The organism is Cellulomonas sp. (genome assembly GCF_036279715.1).
Taxonomy (GTDB): domain Bacteria; phylum Actinomycetota; class Actinomycetes; order Actinomycetales; family Cellulomonadaceae; genus Cellulomonas_A.
The window spans coordinates 25,984-47,912 of the sequence record NZ_DASUIR010000049.1 but is presented as its reverse complement, the minus strand read 5'-3'; the positions used below and the strand labels follow the sequence as shown (position 1 = coordinate 47,912).

The window sequence follows — 21,929 nt, the reverse complement described above, 5'->3', positions numbered from 1 at the left end:
TTCAGCCGAGCGCGACGACCTCCAGCCCCGACGTCGTGTACCGGGTGCCGAACGCGCGGCCGTGGACCTCCTGGAGGTTGTCGACGTGCGCGGGCAGCGCGGCGTCCCACAGCCGTCGCCCGTCGGCGAGGTCGAACGCCACCAGGTGCGACGTGGGTACACGCTCGACGACCACGAGCACGCGACCGTCCGTGAGCGGGACGGCGAGGTCGGACTTGAGCTGGACCGGTGAGGTCCACAGCACCTTGCCGGTCGCGGCGTCGAGTGCCAGGACGGAGTCGTAGGTCGCCGAGTAGAGGGTGCCGTCGAGCAGCACGAGCGTGCGCCCCGTGTCGGCGTCGCTGCGCCACCGTCGCGTGCCGGTCGCGGCATCCCACGCGATGAGCGGCGTGCCGCCCGTGAAGACGAGACCCGGGGCGCTCCCGTCGTCGACCGCGAGGTTCACGGGCTCGCCGTCGAACGTCGGCCCGTCCCGACCGTCGACGAGCAGGGTCGTCCGGGCGCCGACGGGACCCTCCGGCGTCCGGAGCGCGAGCAGGCCGACGCGCGCCAGCTCGAACCACGTGGATCCACCGTTGCCGGGCAGCTCCCGCTGCAGCACCCCGTCGGGGGACAGGAGCCACAGCTTCTGCGACCACGAGCCGACGATGATGCCGACACCGACGTCGGTCACGTCGAGGCCGAGGCGCTCACCCGCGCGGGCCTCCAGCGGCGCAGGCGTCGTGAACGTCCACCGGACCTCGCCCGTCCGCGGCTCGGTCCCCGTCACGACACCGTGCCCGTCCCCGCTGACCCAGGCGACGAGGACCAGGTCGGACGCGACGGCGAGCGTGGACGAGGACGCGGCCTCGCGCTCGGCGACCAACGTGCCGGTCCGAGGGTCGACGACGACGACCCGGGCGCGCCGCGGCGCCGTGGACGTGGGGGCGATCGTGCCGGTCAGAGGCGCGTAGTCGTCCAGCACGAGGCACACCGCGAGACCCTGGGCCGCCAGGCACTGCGGGGGCCGGGCGGCGTCGGCGGGGGTCGTGGGATCGGCATCGCTCACCGGGAGGGACCATGCCGTGGCACCGGTCTGCGCTGCGAGCGCCTCGACGGACTGGCTCCCGTCGGCGTCGAGCCGACCCCCGACGAACCGATCGGCCAGGAGCGCGCCCCCGGTCACCGCGCTGCTCTCGCCGGCGTCGGACCGCCACAGCTCGTGGACCGACGCGTCGAGCTCGCGCACCACGCCCGGGAGGGCGCGGACCCGGCTGAGCCGGGCACGCTCGCGGGCGTCGAAGACGGTCTGGGTGACGGCGAGGCCGCCGAGGAGGACGGCGACGAGTCCGGCCGCGAGCGGCCACGAACGGCGCAGGCGCGCCCGGGCCGCGGCGAGGTTCGAGGTGGGGAGCGCCTCGATCTCGTCCATCTCGACGTCGTGCATGTCCTCATGCCGCGCCATAGTGCGCAACCTACGCGGGCACCCGGCGGTGCGCCGGTCAGCCGAGCGCGCTGACCGCGTCCCCGTGGAAGTACGAGCGCTGCAGCGCGACGATCCGGCCGCCGACGACCGTGAGATCGGTCGTGTCCTCCGGGAGCAGGCTGGCCCACATCCGCGAGCCGTCGGTCGGGTCGAACGCCACGAGCCGCCGGGTCGACGCCGTCTCGAGCAGGAACACGGCGCGGCCGTCGCTCACGACGCTCGGGAGGTGGCTGCTGCCGACCGGCATCAGGACGCGCCTCTGCCACAGGAGCGCGCCGCTGGTCGCGTCCAGCGCGCGGAGCCCGATCTGGGTGGACTGGTAGAGCCGCCCGTCGAGCAGCACGAGGTTGCCCGTCGAGCTCGACATCGGGACGGACCAGCGTTCCTCGCCCGTCGCGGCGTCCCACGCGGTCAGCTGCGAGCCGCCGGTGAAGACCAGACCGGGCGCGCTGCCGTCGTCGACGGTGGGGGTCAGGACGTCGCCGCGGATGGCGGGGCCGGCGCTCGAGCCGTGGTCGCCCGCGAGCACGCGCAGGAGCGGGCTGCTCGCCCCGGACCACGTCTGCAGTGCGAGGACACCCGTGCGGGGGGCGACGAGGGCTGCACCGGCGACGTCGGTGACCTCGCGCTCGACCGAGCCGCTCGACGACAGCAGCCACGCGGCGCCCTGCTCCGCGCCGACCAGCACGTGACCGTCGAGAGCGCTCAGGCGCACGTGCGGTCGCTGCCCGGAGGTGATCTGCAGGGGCTGCGGGGTCGTGAACGTCCAGCGGGCCTCGCCCGTGCGGGGGTCGGTCGCGGTGACGACGCCGTGGCCGTCCGACGCGACCTCCGCGACGTAGGCGACGTCGCCGTCGATGACCAGCACGGACGACGGCGCCGCAGCCCGCTCGGCGGTGACGGTGCCGGTCGCGGGGTCGACGACGACGATCCGGGCGGTGCCGGGCTCAGGGGAGGTGGAGGAGGCGCTTCCGCCGGGCGTCGAGTACCCGGCCACGACGAGGCACAGGAGCGTGGGGGAGTCCGAGGCTGTGCCGGTCGGTCGCGCGAGGCCACAGGTCGGCGCGAGGATCGTGACCCCCGTCGCGGCGGGCTCGGGTCCGGCGAGCACCGTCGACCAGGTCGTGGCCCCGGTGTCCGGGTCGATCGCCTGGATCGTCTGGGTGCCGTCCGTCGTGACGCCGGCACCGACCCACCGGCCGGCGACCGTCGCCGCGGTCCGCACGAGCTCGATGCTGCCCGGCACGTCGCGGCGCCACTTCTCGGTCACCGACGCGTCGGTCGTCCGTGCCACGCCCGGCATCGCCTGGATGCGGCTGAGGTGGCTGCGATCGCGGGTCGCGAGCGTGGCCTGCGTGACGGCGAGCACGGCGACCACCCCGACGGCGACCGGCCACCAGCGCCGCGCCCGGCCCGCGCCCGTCGCCTGCGGCGCATCCGTGGGTGGCACCGCGGACGAGCGCCCGGCGTCGTCGCGAGCGACGTCTCGTAGCCCGTCCTGCAGTGTCATGGGATGAAATCTACCGGGCCGTCAGGGTGTCGTCGCCCCGGCGAGCGCACCCACCAGTGCCGTGAGCGCCTCGACGACGTCGTCCGGCCCGTCGACCCGGTACTCCGCGATCGTCTCGCCCGCACCGACCTTGACGGTCACGTCGTCAGGGCCGAGGGCGGCGAACGCGTGCTCGTCGGTCACGTCGTCCCCCACGTAGACCACGACCCGCGCACCGAGCTCGTTGCGCAACGCGGTCACGGCGTCGCCCTTGCTGGCGTGGAGCACCGAGATCTCGACGACGTCCTTGCCGTGCAGCACGTTCGTCCCGAGACGGGCGCCGACCTCGAGCGCCTCGGCCTCCGCGACCTCGGCCACGTCGTCCGGCGCGAGCCGCGTGTGCACGACGACGGCCGTGGGCTTGGTCTCGACCCACACGCCGTCGCGGCCGCGTGCGACGGCGGCCACCTCGGCGCCCAGCGACGCGAGCCGGTCCGCGACGTCGTCGTCGAGCTGCACGACGTCGCGGTCCAGCCCGAATGCGGTGACCCGCGCGCGCTCGGCGCCGTGGCTGCCGATCAGGAACGTGCCGACGGGTGGGTGCGCGAGGGTGTGCAGGTCGCCGAGCGCCCGCCCGGACACCAGCGCGACGTGCACGCGCGCCGAGGCGGGTAGCTCCACGAGCCGCACGAGGGCTGCGGCAGCGCCGGGCAGCGCCCGCGACGCCGACGGGTCGTCGACCAGGGGTGCGAGGGTGCCGTCGAAGTCGAGCGCGACCAGCAGGGGTCGGCGAGCGGTGTCGGCGGCCAGCTCGCGGAGCCCTGCGGACACGTCATGGTCCGCGGACCCGGCGTCCACGTCGGTGCGTGGCTCAGCCATGGGTGGTCCGCACGGGGACGGCGGTCAGGACCGCGAGGAAGGTCTCGGACCACAGCGCGACGTCGTTGGTCAGGACGCGGCGGCGCAGGCGACGCATCCGCTTGCGGGCCTCGCGCGGCTCGAGGTGCGCCGCATAGGTGATCGCGTCCTTGAGCCCGGCGATGTCGTGCGGGTTGACCAGGATCGCGCCCGTGAGCTCGTCGGCGGCGCCCGTGAACTCGCTCAGCACGAGGGCGCCGCGGTCGTCCGAGCGCGCAGCGACGTACTCCTTGGCGACGAGGTTCATGCCGTCGCGCAGCGCGGTGACGAGCATGACGTCGGCCGCCAGGTAGAGCGCGGCCATCTCCTCGGGCGGGTACGCATGGTGCATGTAGTGGACCGCGGGCTGACCGAAGTTGCTGTACTCGCCGTTGATCCGGCCGACAGCCTTGTCGACGTCGTCCCGGAGCTGCTGGTAGGCGCCGACGTTCTCGCGGCTCGGGCTCGCCACCTGGACCAGGGTGGTCTCGGGGACTGTGAGGCGGCCGTCGTCGAGCAGCTCGCCGTAGGCCTTGAGCCGGTGCCGGATCCCCTTGGTGTAGTCGAGCCGGTCGACGCCCAGCATGAGGACCTTCGGGTCGCCCAGCTCCTTGCGGATGTCCTTCGCACGCTGCTGCACCTCGGGAGTGCGGGCGAGCGCGTCGAACTTCTTGGAGTCGATCGAGATCGGGAACGCCGCCGCGCGCACATGCCGCGGGGAGTGGCCGTGCTTGCCCGGGATCGTGATGACCTGGCCGCGCGTCGTGAGCTCCGTCAGACGGCGGACGACGCGCACGAAGTTGGCGGCATCCGCGGCGCGCTGGAAGCCGATGAGGTCCGCGCCGAGCAGGCCCTCGACGACCTGGCGGCGCCACGGCAGCTGCGCGAACAGCTCGAGCGGGGGGAACGGGATGTGCAGGAAGAACCCGATGCGCAGGTCGGGACGCAGCTCGCGCAGCATCGCCGGCACGAGCTGGAGCTGGTAGTCGTGCACCCAGACCGTCGCGCCCTGCGCGGCCTGCTTGGCGGCTGCCTCGGCGAACCGACGGTTGACCCGGCGGTAGGACTCCCACCACAGCCGGTGGAACGCGGGCGGCGCGATGACGTCGTGGTAGAGCGGCCACAACGAGTCGTTGGCGAATCCCTCGTAGTAGTCCTCGACGTCGCCCTCCGACAGCGGGACGGGCACGAGCCGCATGTCGTCGACGTCGAACGGGTCGAACTCCGCGTCGGCGGCGCCGCACCAGCCCAACCACGCGCCGTCGGCCTCCTTCATGACCGGCTCGAGCGCCGTGACGAGACCCCCCGGCGACCGGACCCAGCTCGGCTGACCGTCGGGGTCGATCGACACGTCGAAAGGCAGTCGATTCGAGACGACGACAAGTCCGTAGCCGGCAGATGGCACCAAACATCAGCTCCTTGGGGTTTTGTCGACCATACCGTGACCTTCCCGTGGTCGCCCATCCCCGTGGGCCCCGGCGCGAGCCCGGCCGGCGCCCGCGCGGCACCCAGCGGCGAGCCCCGGCCACGGCTACGTTTCGCCCATGGAGCGCATCGGCCTGGAACCCGGGTCAGAGATCGGCGGCTACACGATCGTCGCGCCCCTCGGCTCGGGGGGCATGGGGACCGTGTACCGCGCGCTGGACGGCGGCGGCTCGCCGGTCGCGCTCAAGCTGCTGCACCCCCACGTCGGGGCCGACCCGGTCGCCCGGGACCGGTTGCGCCGCGAGGTGCTCGCGCTGCAGCGGCTGCACCACCCCGGCGTCGCCGCCGTGCTCGACGCGGAGGCCGACTCGACCGAGGCCTTCCTCGTGACGGAGCTCGTCGCCGGGGACGACCTCGAGGACGTCGTGCGCCGGCACGGACCGCTTGACACCCGCGAGCTGCACGAGCTCGCGGCCGGGCTGTACAGCGCGCTGACCGCGGTCCACGAGGCCGGCGTCGTGCACCGCGACCTCAAGCCCGCCAACGTGCTCGTCACGGACTCCGGCCCGGTGCTCATCGACTTCGGGATCGCGCAGGCCGCCGACGACGCGCGGGTCACCACGACGGGCCTCGTCGTCGGCACCCCCGGCTACCTCGCCCCCGAGCTGCTCGACGACGCCGAGCCGACCGCGCACACCGACTGGTGGGGCTGGGCCGCGCTGCTCGCGTTCGCTGCGACCGGTCGGGCGCCGTTCGGGCTGCGCCCGCTCGAGCAGGTGCTCGCCCGTGCCCGTGCCGGGCAGCCCGACCTCGAGGGCCTCGGGCCGATCACGACGCGAGCCCTCCGGGGCGCGCTCGCCCCCGCGCCACGCGACCGGCTCTTGCCGCCCGAGGTCGTCGCCGCCCTGGCGGACGCCGCGAGGTACGGCGACGAGCCCCTGGACGACGACGCTGCCCAGGACTCCGTCGGCACCACGGTGCTCGGCGGTGGCGCGGGCGCCGCGACGACCGTGCTCGGCGGCGCGACGGCGGCCGCGCTCATCGCGAACGACGGCGCGACGCGTGCGTTCGTGGCAGGCGCGGCGGGGGACGACGTGGACGACGGGTCGGACGGCTGGATCGCCGACGAGCTCGAACCCGACGACTCGGAGGTCGACGGGACAGGCTACGTGCGTCCGCGCGCCCGTCGGCGCTGGGGAACGCTGCTGTCGCTCGCGCTGGTCGCGGTCGCCGCCGCGGCCCTGTACCCCGGGTACACCCTGATCGTCGTCGGCGTCCTGATCCTTCTCGTGCGAACCGTCGGACGGACCGTCGAGTCGATGCACGCGCGCCGCGAACGGGTCGGCGTGCGCCGGTCTGACCCTGTCCGGGCCGTCGTGCTCACGCCGTGGCACCTGGTGCGATCCGTCCTCGGCCTGGTGCCGTCGATCGTCGTGGGCGCGAGCCTCGTCGTGATCGTCCTGGGTGTGCTGTGGTGGATGCTCGGCAGCGGCTACTGGGTGCTCGCCGGGTCGACGTCGGGCCGGCAGCCGGAGGGCTGGCAGGCGTCCGCCGTCGTGGCGGGCGCGTTCCTCCTCGGACTCGTGGCGACCTGGTGGGGCCCGCTCGCGGCGATGACACGGATCGGAGCCCGCCGGGTGCTCGCGGTCGTCGCGCCCGGTCGAGCGGGTGCGCTCGTGGTCGTCCTGCTCGCGCTCGCGGGCACGGCCGTCCTGCTCTCACAGGTGGTCCACGGAACGCCGATCGTGTGGGACCCGCTGCCCGAGCCGATCCTGCCCTGACCCCCGGCCGACCGGTCGGTCAGCCGACAGGCCGACCCCTTACCCTGGGCGCATGACCGCTCCCCGGCCCCGTGCCCGGGTCGGCGTGCCCTCGCGGCGCGCGGGCCTGGCTGTCGCGTCGGTCGCCGCGATCGCGGTCCTGGGCGCGTTCGCGCTGCCCGGTCGGATCGCCCTGCACCAGTGCGTGAGCGCCGACGGAGCCCTCGGGCCGCTCGGGCTGCGGCTCGCGCTGCTGCGCGACGCCGCCGACTGCCCGGACGGCACCCTCGCGTTCTCTCCGCTCGCGCGCGGTGGCGTCGTCGTCCTGCTCAGCGTCGCGGTGCCGGTGCTGCTGTTCCACCTGGCCCTCGGTGCCGGGGGACTGGGTGTCGGGGCTGTCCTGGTGCGCGCCGTGCGGTCCGCGGCCGGAGTCCTCGCCGCAGCGCTGCCGAGGGTCCCGCGCGCCGCGGTCGCCGTCGTCGGGCAGGTCCCGCGGTTCGTCGCCACCGTCGAGGTGCGCTCGCTGCGCACGATCGCCGCGGTCCTCGCCGCCCACCCGCACCGCGGACCGCCCGTCCTGCCCGCCTGACGCACGCTCCATCTCCACCCGACACCTCAGACGGAAGCAGAACCATGCCCACCAACGATCCACGTCCCAGCAAGGCCGAACGCCGCGACGAGGCCCGCGTCAAGGCCATCCAGATGCGCGAGGAGCAGAAGAAGCGCGAGAAGCGCAACCGGATCATCGCGATCAGCGGGCTCGTCGCCGCGGTCGTCGTGCTCGCCGTCGTCGTCGCGCTCATCCTGGGCCAGACGAAGGGCACCACCGCCGGCGCCGCATACACGGGTGACGCCGTCAAGCTCGCCGACGTCGCCAAGCCCTCGACGGCCGAGGACAACGGCGCCATCCCGGTCGGCGCCACCGGCAAGGCGGGGGAGAAGCCCGCCACCGGCGACGTCGTCGTCTCCGTCTACCTCGACTACATGTGCCCGTACTGCCACCAGTTCGAGACCGCGAACGACGCCGAGCTCGCCACGCTGCGCGCTGCGGGCGGCGTGACCGTCGAGTACCACCCGATCTCGATCCTCGACCGCCTGTCGTCGGGCACCGAGTACTCGACCCGGGCGTCGAACGCCGCTGCCGTCGTCGCCGACCAGGCGCCCGACAAGTTCCCGGCGTTCAACTCCGCGCTGTTCGCCAACCAGCCGGCCGAGAACTCCCAGGGCCTGTCCGACGACGAGATCGCGAAGCTCGCGCTCACCGCCGGTGTGCCCCAGACGGTCGTCGACACGTTCACCGCGACGGCGCCCGGCAAGGCCTGGCGCACGTTCGCCCCGTACGTCTCGGCGTTGACCGCACAGGCCAGCGTCGACCTGGGCGCGTCGTACGGCACGCCGACCGTCCTGATCAACGGCACCGCGTTCAAGGGCGACCTGTACTCGGCCGGTCCGCTCACCCAGGCGATCGTCGCCGCGAAGGGCTGATCGCGCGGTACTCACGGGGCCGTCGGGCCGGGCGCACACCGCTCGGCACGGCGGCCCCGGCGTACCGGCTTCGGTACGCTTGCGCGGTACCCCTCGGGGTGCGCGCCTCCTTAGCTCAGTTGGCCAGAGCAACGCACTTGTAATGCGTAGGTCATCGGTTCGAATCCGATAGGAGGCTCTGCCTCAGCTGCCGATGCGCTCCGTCAGCGCACGCCACAGCACAGTGCGCTGCACCCAGTCCTCGGCCGAGCCGCCCTCGAGGCGATCCGCGGCCGCATCGAGCTCGGCGGCCAGGGACGCCGGGAGCCCGTCGGTGCGAGCGGCGGCGGCCGCTGCGCGGTAGAAGCTGCTGCGTTCGGCTGCGTACGTCGTGGCGAACCGCTCGAGCATGCCGCGCGCCCCGAGAGCAGCCCCGGGCGTGAGGTCGTCGACGGGGATGTCGCGGCCCTTGATGTCCCGCCACACCCGTCCGTCAAATCCCCACGGGGCGGGGCGCATCACGAAGGTCATGACCGGCCGGTCTCCTCGAGCAGGCGCAGCGCGGCGCTGACGCGGGGGTTGCGGGTCGGGTCGGTGTCGATCTCGAGCGTGCCGTAGATCGCGTTGATGTGGTTCTGCACGGACTTCTCGGTGATCCCGAGGGCCTCGCCGATGCCCGCGTTCGACCGGCCCTGCGCGAGCAGCCGCAGCACCGCGTACTGCCGGTCGGTGAGCCGGGCGACGGCAGTCCCGGTGCGCGGCTTCTTGCGGTCGATGAGTGCCGAGTCGAGCGTCGTCTTGCCGGCCGCCGAGGCGCGCACGGCGGCCACGAGCGTGTCGGCGCTGGTCGAGGACGTCTTGGACAGGTAGCTCCAGCCGTTGCGCACGTCCGGCGGCAGGTCGAGCAGCAGGTCCATGGAGTCCTGCGCGGACAGCAGGAGGATGCCGAGACCGGGCTGCTTGCGGCGCAGGATGACGCCGAGGGCGATGCCGTTGCCGTCGGGCAGGTCGATGTCGAGGATCGCGACGTCGACGACCCCGGGGGTGATGCGCTGCTCGGCCTCGCGCGCCGTGCCGACCGCCGCCACGACCGTGATGCCGTCGACGCTTGCGAGCGTGAACTCGAGCATCGAACGGAACAGCGGCTGGTCCTCGACGATGCCGAGCCGGATGGGGTCGTGCGCCTGCGTGGTCATCGTGTCCCAGTATCCTCGTGCGCGACGTCACGTGCGCGACCCCGCGCCGTGGGGACACCGATGACGACTGGACGATGATGCCCGCCGCGAAGACAGCCGAGCAGTCAGCCCAGCGCGACGACCTCAGGGCGCTCCTCGTCGCGGCGGGCGGCGTCCTCGGCCTGCTCGCGGTGGGTGCGGCGCTGGTGGTGTCGACCGCGTACAAGTACGCCCCCGCGGGTGTGGGTGGCGGGTCGTTCGGCGGTCGGCTCGCGGCCAACCTGATCTGCGTGCTGGTGATGCTCGCCGCCCTGCGGTGGAGCAGGGTCGCGACCACCCCCAGCGTCTGGGAGATGGTGTTCGGGATCGCGGTCGCCACGATGTACGCGGCGACCGCGCGCGTCCTGGCGCAGTCCGCGTTCCACGTCGCCGACGTCACCGTCGGGACGACTCAGCTCGTCGAGCTGTCGGCCGGGCTCGTCGCGGCGTTCGCGGCAGGCATGGCGGGAGCGGCGGCCATGGTGTCGCGGCGCCGGCTCCGGACGGGCATCGTGGCGGGCGCCGCGGCGAAGGTCCGGATCGAGCTCGCGCTGCGTGCCTTGGAGGACGAGGAGGTCCGGGTCCGCCGCGAGGTCGCCGAGGGCCTGCACGGCAGCCTGCAGCAGCGGCTCGTGCTCATCGTGGCGCGGCTCGACCGCGCGATCGAGTCGTTCGAGTCCGGGTTCGGCACCGATGCCGACGTGCTCGCGCTGCGCGAGGTACGGGCGCAGATCGAGGACGTGCGCGAGGGTGACGTGCGCGAGACCAGCCGCATGCTCTACCCGGAGAGCCTCGAGATCGGCATGGTGCCCGCGGTCCGGTCGCTGCTCGCGCGGATGCCCCCCGACATCGCGACACGCATGGTCGTGTCCGACGACGTACGCAGCCTCGACGACCCCGTGTCACCCCGGTTGACCCAGAGCGAGCGGCTGCTCGCGGTCCGGGTGGTCGAGGAGGCGGTGACCAACGCCCTGCGCCACGGGGGTGCGAGCTCCCTGCGTGTGGCCATCGATCTCGACGTGGACTGCCTCGCCGTCGTCGTGGTCGACGACGGGTCCGGGTTCGATGCGCCGACCGCCGGCGCGCGCTCCGGGACGAAGCGTCTTCAGGAGCGTCTGGTCCTCATCGGCGGACGTCTGAATGTCTCATCTGTCCCGGGTGAGGGCACGCGCGTCGAGGCGCGGGTCCCGATCTCGACGATGTACGACGCCTGAGGGTCAGTCACACCCCGCGCGCCAGCGTGTCATACGTGATGTTCATCAGGATGGTCGCGCTTCCACGGACCAGCGAAGGGCCGCGCCGATCGCTGTGAATGTGCTGTGGGCGCGCTCTGGGGCCGCCCGATTCGTGCGGATTGGGAGGATTGTGCGGGGTGAAACAATCGGACTAATCGGGCGTGGCAGGTGGCTGCACCCAGGGCGGTTGTGGACAACCGTTCAGGAGTTTCTAGTCTTCCCACTGTCCAGCAGCGAGAACGCTCTTTGGACGGGTTTCGGTGAGCCGCCGACTCCCACCTGAACTCATAGCTCCAGGAGCAATCGGATGTCGAAGTCCACGAACCGTCGCAAGTCCATCGCCATCGCGCTTGCCGTCCTCGGCGTCGCTGGCCTGTCGCTCGCGTCGGCCGCGCAGCTGAACCTGACCGGGACCGCCTCGGTCCAGTCGGGCATCCTCGCCGTGAACGCGGACTGCCAGTCGGCGCCCATCACAGTGACGTTCTCCGCGCCTGTCCGCACGGGCACCACCTACGCGTCGGCCGCCGTCAACCTCGCCGGCATCGACAACGCGGTCGGCAAGTGCGTCGGCAAGAACTACAAGCTGGCCCTGCTCGACAGCGGCAACGCCCTCGTCACGGGCACCACGGAGCAGACCGGCACGATCGCGGCCTCCACGCTCTCCGTCGTGATCCCCTCCGGCCAGGACAACGCCATCAAGACCGTCGCGCTCACGATCTACAGCTGAACCGGGCTCACGGACTGACCGAGGTCGGATCATCGAGCGACGCACGCACCAACGAGCCGGCGCGGCCACCCCGCGCCGGCTCGTCGGCATCGTCGCGTCCGTGCTGCTGTACACGCTCGCGGGCGTCGCAGCCTTCCTCCTGTGGCCGACGAGCCTCGGTGGTTGCACGACCCTCACGATCGTCTCGGGCCACTCGATGGAACCGACGTACTACACCGGCGACCTCGTGGTCGCCCGGTGCGCCACCGCGGCGGTCGGCGACGTCATCGTCTACCAGCCCAAGGAGCTCGGCGGCGCGCGCATCATCCACCGCATCACGGGCGGCGACACGACGACCGGCTGGGTCATGCAGGGTGACAACAACAACGCCGCCGACCCGTTCAACCCGGCCGGCTCCGAGGTCCTCGGGGTCGCCACGCTCTACCTGCCCAAGGTCGGTCTGGTCGCCCGCGGCCTGACCAGCCCGTTCGTCTGGGGCTCGTTCATCCTGATCGCGATCGGGCTGTTCGTCTGGCCCCGTCAGGACGACGACGACGAGGCGCCGACCGCCGGCCTGGCGACGGCGGGCTCGCTGACCGACGCGGCTGGCATCGACCTCGGCACGGACGTCGACGCCCCGGTGCTGGGCTCCCTTGAGGACGAGTCCGTGCTCGACGAGGGCGCCGCCGTGCTGTCCTGGGTCCCGGACGCTGTGCCCGACTCGGTGCACACACCCGCGATGGGCCCCCGATGAAGCGTGCTCTCGGCGCCTGCGCACTGGTTCTCGCGCTGGCGGTGTCGTTCATGGCGCCCGCCAGTGCTGCTCAGCTCGTCCTGACCGGCGGGCAGCACCCCTCCTCCTTCGCGGGCGCGCGCTGCGGTGACGCCGTGGCAGCGACGAACCCCGCCACCGCCGGGACCACGAACGCCGTGCAGCTCTCCGGCATCGATGTCGCGTGCGGTGGCCTGCCCGTCGCCGTCCAGCTCTACGACTCCCTCACGGCCACAACCGTCACGGGGACGGCCACAGCACCCGCGGCGGGAGGCGCCGTCGTGGTGGCGATGACAGGTCAGTACACGCCGACCGCCTCCACCGTGATCTCCGTGACCGTCGCGACCTGGCCCATCCCCACGACCTGGACCTACACAGCAGCCACCCTGACGACCGGGTGCGTCGTGGTCAATCCCGGGGGCAACGTCGTCAACGGCAAGTCGTGCTCGTTGACGTTCGGCGGCAACACAGACGGCTCGGGGACCGCCTGGAACGTCAAGATCACGGTCTCGACGTCGGAGACCAACCCGGTGGCCTGGCGCGCGACGGTCGACTTCGCCGACCTCGCGAAGTTCCCCTTCCTGGCGCGGTACGTCGGCGAGTACACCGGCGGTGCGGCCTATGCGCCCCTGCCGGGCGGCTTCTGCTCGGGGAGCACGCGGCTCGTCACGTTCACAGGGGTAGCCGGCCGCGGTACGGACCAGGTGGTCGCCGGGTCCAGCAAGACGTTCGACTTCGTCGGGAACTCCACCGGGCAGATCACGAACCCGGTGTACAGCTGCCCCTGAGTCGAGAACTCTGAGCCCCGACGCTCGCACCCCTCGCGCTCGATGAGTCCTCGTCCGGACCGGGTGAGTCTGCGCCTGCGCGTCGATGGACCCCGTCGCGTCTTGGGTGATTTCACTCCATATCCCGCAAGTCATCCCCTTGACAGTTAGTGCCCCAGCTCGAGTCCCTCTCTGGGGCCCGCTGTGAGGACCGTGCGTCGACCCGCTCCTGACCTGCGCAGAGCCCGGGGACGTGCTCGCTCCGGCGACTTCGCCCAAGTGTCCTGCCCTGGGGCTTTATTTCATCCCGTGCGGCCTGGCTCACTGCTGGCTTGGGTGTTTCCACCTACATAAGGTCGTGAGTGAGGGAACGACTTGCGGTGAAGGAGGTGCGCGATGAGCGCAGCGACCAGCTCGAAGCGGCGGAGCAACCGCCGGTGGTGGGCCAGCGCGTTCCTCGCCGTCGCAGCCGCTGGGGCTTTCGCGTCGTCCAGCGCGGCACAGGCCGGCGAGCTCTCGTCCGCCTCCGCGTGCCCCACCTCCCAGATCTCCGTCAGCTATGAGGTCGGCATCGACTCGACCCTCGGCGCGTACGCCGTCACGGGGATCCGGGTCACCGGCTACCCGAGCCAGTGCGCGGGCCAGCGCGTCGCGGTCACCGTGCACGACGCGGCAGGTGCGGCGCTCGGCACCGCGACCGGCGAGCTGAGGACCGACTCGGTGCTCGCGATGGCGGCAAGCTCGCCCGTCGCCGCCGCGCAGGCCGACCGGCTCACGATCGCTCCCGCCGTCTGACCCCTCGCTCGACAGCCACCCAACCGCTCCGCGGGCCCGCGCTTCTCCGCGGGAGCGGGGCGGAGCTGCGTCGGGGCTCACTCGACCGGTGCGAGCTCCGGCCTCTTCGCGACGCGCGACGCGCCGGACGACTGACCGCGCAGGCGGCGGGTCGCCCAGGGGTACACGTCGTCGCGCACCCACCGGGCGTCGTCACGCAGCTGCCGGATCCGGGGGACCGGGAGCAGGGGAGCGAGCGGGTCGTCCCAGGCGGAGTCGTCGGGCGTGAGGCCCAGCCCGACCAGGGCCGCCTGCGCGACCCGCGCGTGCCCGTCGGTGGTGAGGTGGATGCGGTCCGGGGCCCACATGCGCCAGTCCCGCAGCGAGCGCATGCCCCACAGGTCCAGGACGTGCGCCCCGTGGCGGCGGGCGATGGACCAGATGTGCGCGTTGTAAACGCCGACGCGCCCGCGGGTGGCCCGGATGAGCGGGCTGTCCGCCGAGTCCATGCCGGTGCCGAGGAGCACGTCGATGCCCGCCCGGCGCAGTCGCACCACCGCAGTCTCGAGCTCGCGTGCCAGCCGGTCGATGTCGACCGACGGCCGCAGCACGTCGTTGCCCCCGCCGATGAGGCTCACCAGATCGGGTTCGAGCGCGAGGGCCGCGGGCAGCTGCTCAACGATGATCGGGCGCAGCAGTCGGCCGCGGATCGCGAGGTTCGCGTAGGCGAGCGGCTCGGCGCCTGCGGCGGTCCGGCGCTCGGAGAGGTGGCCGGCCAGCTGGTCGGCCCAGCCGCGGCACTGCCCGTCCGCGTCGGGCGCGTCCCACAGGCCCTCGGTGAACGAGTCGCCGACCGCCACGAAACGGCTCCAGCGGGGCGCGAGCGCGTCGGGGATGGGTGTGGTCACGGGGACAGTCTGCGCGGTTCAGGCGTTGACGTCTCCGGTTCAGGGCAGGGACCAGTCGACCGGCGCGGCTCCCTGCGCGATGAGCAGGGCGTTGACCTGGGAGAACGGTCGCGAGCCGAAGAACCCGCGGTGGGCCGACAGCGGGCTCGGGTGCACGCTCGCGACGATCGGCGTCGAGCCCAGCGCGGGCGCCAGGGTCTGCGCGTCGCGGCCCCACAGCACTGCCACCAGCGGACCGCCACGCTCGACGAGGGCCGCGATGGCGCGGTCGGTGACGGCCTCCCAGCCCTTGCCGCGGTGCGACGCCGGGGCTCCTGGGCGCACGGTCAGGACCCGGTTGAGGAGCATCACGCCCTGGTCGGACCACGGCGTGAGGTCGCCCGAGCTGGGTCGTGGTGCGCCGATGTCGCTCGCGAGCTCGGTGATGATGTTCGCGAGCGATCGCGGCAGGGGGCTGACGTCCGCCTGCACCGAGAACGACAGCCCCATCGCGTGCCCCGGCGTGGGGTAGGGGTCCTGCCCGACGACGAGGACCCGCACGTCTGCGAGCGGACGCGCGAACGCCCGCAGGATCGCGTCGCCGGCCGGCAGGTACCCGTGACCGGCGGCGACCTCGGCGCGCAGGAAGTCCCCGGCCGCCCTGATGGCAGGCTCGACCGGCGCGAGCGCGACCGCCCAGTCGGGGGCCACGAGGTCGGTGAGGGGTCGGTTCGTCACACCGCGAGGGTAGCGACGACGGCCGTCCCGGCGTGTCGTCCGCGTGTCGGTGCGCGACCGGGTGAACCGTGAGGAGCAAGGAATGACACCCGTGTCATTCCCGCCTACGATGACGTGAGCGCGATCGGGGCCGTCGTCCGGCCCGGGTCGTCGCGAGGCGCGGACAGGTCAGGCACGGAAGGTCAGGAGCCACGATGGAGACCGCGACAGCGGAACGGGTCGGCAGCATCGTCGCCGAGCACACCGGTGAGCTGACCGAGCGTGACCAGCAGGTCCTGGCGTTCGAGCGGCAGTGGTGGAAGTACGCCGGCGCCAAGGAGCAGGCCATCCGCGAGCTGTTCGACATGTCGGCCACCCGGTACTACCAGGTGCTCAACGCCCTCATCGACTCGCCCGCTGCGCTCGCCCACGACCCCATGCTCGTCAAGCGCCTCCGCCGGATGCGCTCGACCCGCCAGCGCGCCCGCTCGGCTCGCCGGCTCGGCGCTGAGGCCTGACCTGCGTCGCGATGCGCGCCCGACGACGGATGCGGTCACCGTTCACGGCTTGACCGGATAGCCTGTCCGCCGTGAGCAAGGCCAGCTACCCGTACCCACCAGACGAGTTCGACGCCGCTGACGACCACGACGGTCCTCGCGGTGTGCACCGCTCACCACGCACGACGTGGAGCAAGGTGTGGCCGTTCCTCGTCGTCCTCATCGTCTTCCCGGCGCTCGCGTACGGGCTCGTCACCTGGATCTCGAACTCCGACACAGGGCTCGGCGACGCCATCTCGGGTATCGGCGCGACGGGGACCACCGAGCCGACCGACGGCGCCAGCGATGCGGCGACCGGCAGCGCGACCGACGCCGCGACGACGCCCGCGGTTGCCCCCACGACCGAGGCGCCCGTCACGCCGGCCGCCCCGGCTGCCGACTTCACCACACCGGTCACGGTGCTCAACGCCGCGAACGTCTCGGGCCTCGCAGCGAGCCAGGCCAAGAAGCTCGAGGCCGGCGGGTTCACCAAGGTCACCGCGACGAACGGCAGCGGTACGGGCGTCAAGGCGACGACCGTCTTCTACGCGACCGACGCCCAGAAGGTCACGGCCGACGCGGTCGCCCAGCTGCTCGGCATCACGACCGTCACGAAGTCGTCGACCCAGGCGAAGAGCGGCATCACCGTCGTCCTGATGCCCGGCTTCAAGGGCTGACGGGCGCGCCGCGCCTCGGCTCGCACCGACGGCGTCCGGTGCTGACCCGATGAGCCGCGCGAGGTCGACCGACGTCGACGCGGTCGTCGTCGGCAGCGGTCCCGGCGGCCTGGCCGCTGCGGTGACGTTGGCGCGCGCGGGCCTCAGCGTCCAGGTCGTCGAGGCGCAGGACACGATCGGCGGCGGGTCACGCACCCACGACCTCGGCCTCGCGGACGGCGTCGTGCACGACCTCTGCTCCGCGGTGCACCCCCTCGCGGTCGCCTCCCCGTTCCTGCGGGCCTTCGACCTCGAGGCGCGCGGCGTCGAGCTGCTGGCGCCTGAGGCCGCGTACGCCCAGCCGCTCGACGGGGGGCGCGCTGCGGTGGCCTACCGGTCCATCGAGCGCACGGCTGACGCGCTGGGCGCTGACGGCCCCGCCTGGCGCCGACTCCTCGGACCGCTCGCGACGCACCCCGAGGGCCTCGTCGACATCGCCCTGGGTGACCGGCGCAGCATGCCCGGCGACCTGGTGACTGCCGCCCGCTTCGGGCTCAGGGTGCTCGAGCAGGGCAGCATCGCGTGGGGCGCGAGGTTCCGGACCGAGGAGGCTGCCGCGCTGCTCACCGGCGTCGCTGCGCACGCGATCACACGCCTGCCGTCGCTCGCGTCCGCCGGTACCGCCGTGATGCTCGCGGGGCTCGCCCACGGAACCGGCTGGCCGATCCCGCGAGGTGGCAGCCAGTCGATCGCGGACGCACTTGCAGACGACCTGCGTGCGCACGGCGGCTCGATCGTGACGGGCACCGAGGTGCACGACCTCGACGAGCTGCCGCGTGCCCGGGCGTACCTGTTCGACACGACCCCGCACACCCTCGTCCGCGTGCTCGGGCGGCGCCTGCCTGGACGTGCTGCCCGGTCGTTCGCCCGGTTCCCAGCCGGGAACGCCGCCGCGAAGGTCGACTTCGTGCTCTCGGGTCCCGTGCCGTGGACCTGTCCCGAGGTCGGGCTCGCGGGCACCGTCCACGTCGGGGGAAGCCGCGCGCAGATGGTTGCCGCCGAGGCGGCCGTGGCGGCCGGACGGCACGCCACGCACCCGATGGTCCTGCTGAGCGATCCGACGACGGTCGACGCGACCCGGTTCGGCGCGGGTGGCCTGCGCCCGCTGTGGACGTACGCGCACGTCCCGAACGGGTCGACGCTCGACCTGACGGACGCCGTGACGAGGCAGATCGAGCGGTTCGCGCCGGGGTTCCGGGACGTCGTCGTCGCCGCGCGGTGCATCCCGGCCGCGCAGATGAACCAGCACAACGCCAACTACGCGGGCGGGGACATCGCCGCGGGCGCGGTGTCGCTCTACCGGACGTTCGCCCGCCCACGGCCCACGTGGGACCCGTTCTCCGGCGGGCTGCCGGGCGTCTACCTGTGCTCCGCCTCCGCGCCGCCCGGGCCCGGCGTGCACGGGCTCGGTGGCTGGTACGCGGCCACGCGTGCGCTGCGGTCCAGGTTCGGGATCACCGAGCCGCCGTCCCTCGCTCCCTGAGGTTCGCGGGGAGGCGTTCCGGCGCACGACCGGGTCATCTGCCATGCGCGAACACCACGCACCCGATCAGCGCGATCATGCCGATCGGCACGTCCCGGCGGGTGAGCCGTCTTGCACTCTCCTGGGGTGAGTGCTAACCATTGACTTAGCACTCTCCGGTGGAGAGTGACAGAATCAACCGGTTGACCGGTGAGGTTCGCACCCGAGCGGGACATGACCGTCCGGGAGCGCGCCGTCCGTCGCGGGCACCGTCAGCCGAACCGAGCCACAGTGAAGGATCACAGCCCCATGGCCAAGATCATTGCCTTCAACGAGGAGGCCCGTCGCGGCATCGAGCGAGGACTCAACATCCTCGCCGACACCGTCAAGGTCACCCTCGGCCCGAAGGGCCGCAACGTCGTCCTGGACAAGAAGTGGGGCGCCCCCACGATCACCAACGACGGCGTCTCCATCGCCAAGGAGATCGACCTCGACGACCCGTTCGAGAAGATCGGTGCCGAGCTCGTCAAGGAGGTCGCCAAGAAGACCGACGACGTCGCCGGCGACGGCACCACCACCGCCACGGTCCTGGCCCAGGCGCTCGTGCGCGAGGGTCTGCGCAACGTCGCGGCCGGCGCCAACCCGATCGCGCTGAAGAAGGGCATCGAGAAGGCCGTCGAGGCCGTCATCGCCCAGCTCCTCCTGCAGGCCAAGGATGTGGAGACCAAGGAGCAGATCGCTGCGACGGCCTCCATCTCGGCCGGCGACACGGCGATCGGCGAGCTCATCGCCGAGGCGCTCGACAAGGTCGGCAAGGAAGGCGTCATCACGGTCGAGGAGTCCAGCGCGCTGGGCCTCGAGCTCGAGCTGACCGAGGGCATGCGCTTCGACAAGGGCTACCTGTCGGCGTACTTCGTCACCGACCCGGAGCGCCAGGAGGCCGTCCTCGAGGACGCCTACGTGCTGCTCGTCGAGTCGAAGATCTCGAACGTCAAGGACCTGCTGCCCCTCCTGGAGAAGGTCATCCAGGCCGGCAAGCCGCTGTTCATCATCGCTGAGGACGTCGAGGGCGAGGCCCTGGCCACGCTCGTCGTGAACAAGATCCGCGGCACGTTCAAGTCCGTCGCCGTCAAGGCGCCCGGCTTCGGGGACCGCCGCAAGGCGATGCTCCAGGACATGGCGATCCTCACCGGTGGCCAGGTCGTCTCCGAGACCGTCGGTCTCAAGCTCGACACGGTCGGCCTCGAGGTCCTCGGCACGGCGCGCAAGATCGTCGTCACCAAGGACGAGACGACCATCGTCGAGGGCTCGGGCGAGGCGGCGCAGATCGCCGGCCGCGTCTCGCAGATCCGTGCCGAGATCGAGAACTCCGACTCGGACTACGACCGTGAGAAGCTCCAGGAGCGCCTCGCGAAGCTGGCCGGCGGCGTTGCCGTCATCAAGGCCGGCGCTGCGACCGAGGTCGAGCTCAAGGAGCGCAAGCACCGCATCGAGGACGCCGTTCGCAACGCGAAGGCCGCCGTCGAAGAGGGCATCGTCGCCGGTGGTGGCGTCGCGCTCATCCAGGCGGGCAAGCTCGCGTTCGCCGACGCGGGCATCCTCGCGCTCGAGGGCGACGAGGCGACCGGCGCGAACATCGTTCGCGTCGCGCTCGACGCGCCGCTCAAGCAGATCGCGATCAACGCTGGTCTCGAGGGTGGCGTCGTCGCGGAGAAGGTCCGCAACCTCCCCACCGGTCACGGCCTCAACGCCGCGACGAACGTCTACGAGGACCTGCTCCTCGCCGGCGTCAACGACCCGGTGAAGGTCACGCGCTCCGCGCTGCAGAACGCGGCGTCGATCGCCGCGCTCTTCCTCACCACCGAGGCCGTCGTGGCCGACAAGCCGGAGAAGGCCCCGGCCGGTGGCGGCGGCGGTGGCGGCGAGGACTTCGGCGGCGGTTTCTGATCCGCTGAGGTAACCCCGCAGCCTCGGCTGCACTGCACGACGATCGACAGGACGACGGGCCGGTCACCGCGAGGTGACCGGCCCGTCGTTCGTTCGTGCGGGGGCTGTCGTTGTGCCGCTGTCGTCATGCCGCTCTCGTCGGGCGCGGCTTCCGTCGGGCGCGGTCCTCGGCGGCGCAGCGTGCCGGGAAGAGCGCGTCTCGTCAGTCGCCGGGGCGGTCGCGGCCGCGGTCGCGACGTGTGACCCGCAGGCCGGACGCGCGCAGCCGCCGGATGAGCTCGTGCGGGCTCACCGGGTGCGCGCCGAGCGCGACGAGCTCGGCATGGAGGTTGTCGGGCACGTCGTAGTGGTCGTGGTCGAACCCGCGCGCCGGGATCCCGGCCCGGGCGGCGAACGCATGGAGCTCGTCGAGCGACTCGTCGCTCACGAGGTGCGCCCACAGCCGCCCGTGCCGGGGCCACATCGGGGGATCGACCAGCACTGCCATGAACTGAATCTACGGTGCCCGGCACCGACCGGGCCCGGTGCGCCGAGCGGGTCAGCGCATGAACAGCCGCGACGCCTGGGACTCGGCGTCCGCGTACGTGCGTGCGGCGGTATGCAGGGCCGTCGTGATGTGGTCGAGGGCCTGCTCGACGCGTGCTTGCGTCGCTGACCACTCGGTCATGACGCCGGTGAACGCGGTGGCCGCGCCGCCGCGCCAGGTGCTCTGCAGCTCGTTCAGCTGCCGCTGCAGGGCCGCGACCTCACCCCGCACCGCCGCGGTCCGTGCCTGGACGGCCGCGGCTGCCTGCGCGACCTGTGCGCTGTCGACCTCGAACTTGCTCATGGGTGACCTCCTCGTCTCGTGGGAGCACGGACGCTACGGAGGTGCACCCGCGCGTGAGGCCGGCGCGCGGCGGCGTGGTGGGCGCGCTCGCTCAGCCGGCGACGGTGGGCGGCTCGACGGTGGGCGACGCCGACTCCGCGGGCCCGCCGGCGCTGACGGACACGGCCTCGATCGCGCTGAGCTCCTTCTCGAGGCGCTGGAGCTCCGCGGACAGGTTCTGCCGCGCGGGCTCCTCCCAGGCCGCTCCGAGCGGGCTCACGAAGAGGCTGGGCCGCGCGATGAGCTTGCGCAGGATCCGCAGTCGGGCGCGCAGGTAGTGCTCGACGGGCAGGTGCTCATACTCCGCGCGGATGTCATGCAGGTAGACCTTGTACCGCTGCGGGTCGGCCGCGAGCATCGCGAGGTCGGCGTCGCACAGGACGGCGCAGTCGAAGTCGGTCGGGTTCGGGGTGTGCCGAGCGAGCGCATTGACGAGGGCGTGCACGCGCGCGGCACGGGCCTCCGGTACGCCGAGCTCGAGCAGGTCGGTGCGGGCCAGCTGCGCGCTCGCGACCTCGTCCTCCCCGCCGCGGTTCGCGTACGCAGCGATGTCTGCCGCGTCGAAGATCGCGCCGTGGTACCAGGCTGCGAGTCGGACGAGGTCAGGCTCGTGGGTCTCCTCGGCGAGCTCGTCGACGCGGGCGAGCACGTCGACGAGGTGCCGCAGGTTGTGGTACCTCCGACCCGGCGACGACCACTTCTCGATGAGCTTCTCGCCGACTGCCTTGATCTCGTCGCGTTCCGCGGTCGCCCCGGCGCCGACGGCGCTCCGGACGAACGCAGCGAGCAACCACTGTGGTGCCTCGTGGACGTCCATGAACCACCCTC

At 72.6% G+C, this 21,929-nt stretch carries 23 protein-coding genes and 1 tRNA gene; 13 read left to right on the top strand and 11 right to left on the bottom strand.

Going from position 1 to position 21,929, the window contains the following annotated elements:
• Position 1: 1 nt before the first annotated feature.
• From VFW79_RS05520 to VFW79_RS05505, 4 genes are read right to left on the bottom strand one after another with little or no spacing between them, the layout of a single operon-like run.
• On the bottom strand, positions 2-1,444 hold the full coding sequence (locus VFW79_RS05520) for a PQQ-binding-like beta-propeller repeat protein (protein WP_329676318.1): 1,443 nt from the start codon (positions 1,442-1,444) through the stop codon (positions 2-4).
• A 37-nt stretch (positions 1,445-1,481) separates the two neighbouring features.
• Positions 1,482-2,975 carry a PQQ-binding-like beta-propeller repeat protein gene (locus VFW79_RS05515; RefSeq protein ID WP_329676317.1) on the bottom strand — a complete coding sequence of 498 codons (1,494 nt, stop codon included), beginning with the start codon at positions 2,973-2,975 and terminating at the stop codon, positions 1,482-1,484.
• 21 nt (positions 2,976-2,996) lie between these two features.
• The gene (gene otsB, locus VFW79_RS05510) at positions 2,997-3,833 is read right to left on the bottom strand and encodes a trehalose-phosphatase (protein ID WP_329676316.1); all 837 of its coding nucleotides are present in this window, start codon (positions 3,831-3,833) and stop codon (positions 2,997-2,999) included.
• Complete coding sequence (locus VFW79_RS05505; protein ID WP_329676315.1) at positions 3,826-5,256, bottom strand: alpha,alpha-trehalose-phosphate synthase (UDP-forming); 1,431 nt, start codon at positions 5,254-5,256, stop codon at positions 3,826-3,828. The genes otsB and VFW79_RS05505 overlap by 8 nt, the downstream gene beginning before the upstream one ends.
• A gap of 139 nt (positions 5,257-5,395) precedes the next feature.
• Between VFW79_RS05505 and VFW79_RS05500 the strand changes: the two genes are divergently transcribed.
• The 4 genes from VFW79_RS05500 to VFW79_RS05485 all read left to right on the top strand — a co-directional run bounded on the left by VFW79_RS05500 (position 5,396) and on the right by VFW79_RS05485 (position 8,699).
• Positions 5,396-7,057 carry a serine/threonine-protein kinase gene (locus VFW79_RS05500; RefSeq protein ID WP_329676314.1) on the top strand — a complete coding sequence of 554 codons (1,662 nt, stop codon included), beginning with the start codon at positions 5,396-5,398 and terminating at the stop codon, positions 7,055-7,057.
• 52 nt (positions 7,058-7,109) lie between these two features.
• A complete protein-coding gene (locus VFW79_RS05495) occupies positions 7,110-7,625 on the top strand; it encodes a hypothetical protein (protein WP_329676313.1) in 516 nt (171 codons plus the stop codon).
• A 44-nt stretch (positions 7,626-7,669) separates the two neighbouring features.
• Positions 7,670-8,521 (top strand): DsbA family protein, encoded by an 852-nt coding sequence (locus tag VFW79_RS05490; protein WP_329676312.1) that lies wholly within the window; start codon positions 7,670-7,672, stop codon positions 8,519-8,521.
• A gap of 104 nt (positions 8,522-8,625) precedes the next feature.
• Positions 8,626-8,699 (top strand) — tRNA-Thr (locus tag VFW79_RS05485).
• Positions 8,700-8,704: 5 nt separating this feature from the next.
• On the opposite strand, the gene VFW79_RS05480 is transcribed toward VFW79_RS05485, so the two are convergent.
• Together VFW79_RS05480 and VFW79_RS05475 are read right to left on the bottom strand one after the other, a co-directional pair.
• Positions 8,705-9,031, bottom strand: a complete 327-nt coding sequence (locus VFW79_RS05480; RefSeq protein ID WP_329676311.1) for a hypothetical protein — start codon at positions 9,029-9,031, stop codon at positions 8,705-8,707.
• Positions 9,028-9,696: a response regulator transcription factor gene (locus VFW79_RS05475; RefSeq protein WP_329676310.1), complete on the bottom strand. Its 669-nt coding sequence runs from the start codon at positions 9,694-9,696 to the stop codon at positions 9,028-9,030. The genes VFW79_RS05480 and VFW79_RS05475 overlap by 4 nt, the downstream gene beginning before the upstream one ends.
• A gap of 17 nt (positions 9,697-9,713) precedes the next feature.
• Between VFW79_RS05475 and VFW79_RS05470 the strand changes: the two genes are divergently transcribed.
• From VFW79_RS05470 to VFW79_RS05450, 5 genes are all read left to right on the top strand, one after another.
• Positions 9,714-10,928 carry a sensor histidine kinase gene (locus VFW79_RS05470; protein ID WP_329676309.1) on the top strand — a complete coding sequence of 405 codons (1,215 nt, stop codon included), beginning with the start codon at positions 9,714-9,716 and terminating at the stop codon, positions 10,926-10,928.
• Between the two features lie 328 nt (positions 10,929-11,256).
• Positions 11,257-11,676, top strand: coding sequence for a hypothetical protein (locus tag VFW79_RS05465; RefSeq protein ID WP_329676308.1), 420 nt, complete (start codon positions 11,257-11,259; stop codon positions 11,674-11,676).
• 100 nt (positions 11,677-11,776) lie between these two features.
• Complete coding sequence (locus tag VFW79_RS05460; protein WP_329676307.1) at positions 11,777-12,409, top strand: signal peptidase I; 633 nt, start codon at positions 11,777-11,779, stop codon at positions 12,407-12,409.
• A complete protein-coding gene (locus tag VFW79_RS05455; RefSeq protein ID WP_329676306.1) occupies positions 12,406-13,215 on the top strand; it encodes a hypothetical protein in 810 nt (269 codons plus the stop codon). Before VFW79_RS05460 ends, VFW79_RS05455 begins: the two co-directional genes overlap by 4 nt.
• 375 nt (positions 13,216-13,590) lie before the next feature.
• Complete coding sequence (locus VFW79_RS05450; RefSeq protein ID WP_329676305.1) at positions 13,591-13,989, top strand: hypothetical protein; 399 nt, start codon at positions 13,591-13,593, stop codon at positions 13,987-13,989.
• A 77-nt stretch (positions 13,990-14,066) separates the two neighbouring features.
• Here VFW79_RS05450 and VFW79_RS05445 read toward each other — a convergent pair whose 3' ends face one another.
• On the bottom strand, positions 14,067-14,876 hold the full coding sequence (locus VFW79_RS05445) for an SGNH/GDSL hydrolase family protein (RefSeq protein ID WP_329676304.1): 810 nt from the start codon (positions 14,874-14,876) through the stop codon (positions 14,067-14,069).
• Positions 14,877-14,915: 39 nt separating this feature from the next.
• Entirely contained in the window at positions 14,916-15,593 is a 678-nt protein-coding gene (locus VFW79_RS05440) for a uracil-DNA glycosylase (RefSeq protein ID WP_329676303.1), read from the bottom strand.
• 194 nt (positions 15,594-15,787) lie between these two features.
• Here VFW79_RS05440 and VFW79_RS05435 point away from each other — a divergent pair, with 194 nt between their 5' ends.
• The 4 genes from VFW79_RS05435 to groL all read left to right on the top strand — a co-directional run bounded on the left by VFW79_RS05435 (position 15,788) and on the right by groL (position 20,233).
• A complete protein-coding gene (locus VFW79_RS05435) occupies positions 15,788-16,090 on the top strand; it encodes a DUF3263 domain-containing protein (RefSeq protein ID WP_329676302.1) in 303 nt (100 codons plus the stop codon).
• Positions 16,091-16,161: 71 nt separating this feature from the next.
• Positions 16,162-16,785 (top strand): LytR C-terminal domain-containing protein, encoded by a 624-nt coding sequence (locus VFW79_RS05430; RefSeq protein ID WP_329676301.1) that lies wholly within the window; start codon positions 16,162-16,164, stop codon positions 16,783-16,785.
• Between the two features lie 49 nt (positions 16,786-16,834).
• On the top strand, positions 16,835-18,307 hold the full coding sequence (locus VFW79_RS05425) for an NAD(P)/FAD-dependent oxidoreductase (protein WP_329676300.1): 1,473 nt from the start codon (positions 16,835-16,837) through the stop codon (positions 18,305-18,307).
• 288 nt (positions 18,308-18,595) lie between these two features.
• Positions 18,596-20,233 carry a chaperonin GroEL gene (gene groL / locus VFW79_RS05420; protein WP_329676299.1) on the top strand — a complete coding sequence of 546 codons (1,638 nt, stop codon included), beginning with the start codon at positions 18,596-18,598 and terminating at the stop codon, positions 20,231-20,233.
• A 202-nt stretch (positions 20,234-20,435) separates the two neighbouring features.
• Here the strand turns inward: groL and VFW79_RS05415 are convergent, their stop codons facing one another.
• The 3 genes from VFW79_RS05415 to VFW79_RS05405 all read right to left on the bottom strand — a co-directional run bounded on the left by VFW79_RS05415 (position 20,436) and on the right by VFW79_RS05405 (position 21,918).
• On the bottom strand, positions 20,436-20,720 hold the full coding sequence (locus VFW79_RS05415) for a DUF4031 domain-containing protein (protein WP_329676298.1): 285 nt from the start codon (positions 20,718-20,720) through the stop codon (positions 20,436-20,438).
• Positions 20,721-20,771: 51 nt separating this feature from the next.
• Positions 20,772-21,062, bottom strand: coding sequence for a WXG100 family type VII secretion target (locus VFW79_RS05410; RefSeq protein ID WP_329676297.1), 291 nt, complete (start codon positions 21,060-21,062; stop codon positions 20,772-20,774).
• Between the two features lie 91 nt (positions 21,063-21,153).
• Positions 21,154-21,918 (bottom strand): hypothetical protein, encoded by a 765-nt coding sequence (locus tag VFW79_RS05405; protein WP_329676296.1) that lies wholly within the window; start codon positions 21,916-21,918, stop codon positions 21,154-21,156.
• Positions 21,919-21,929 lie beyond the last annotated feature (11 nt).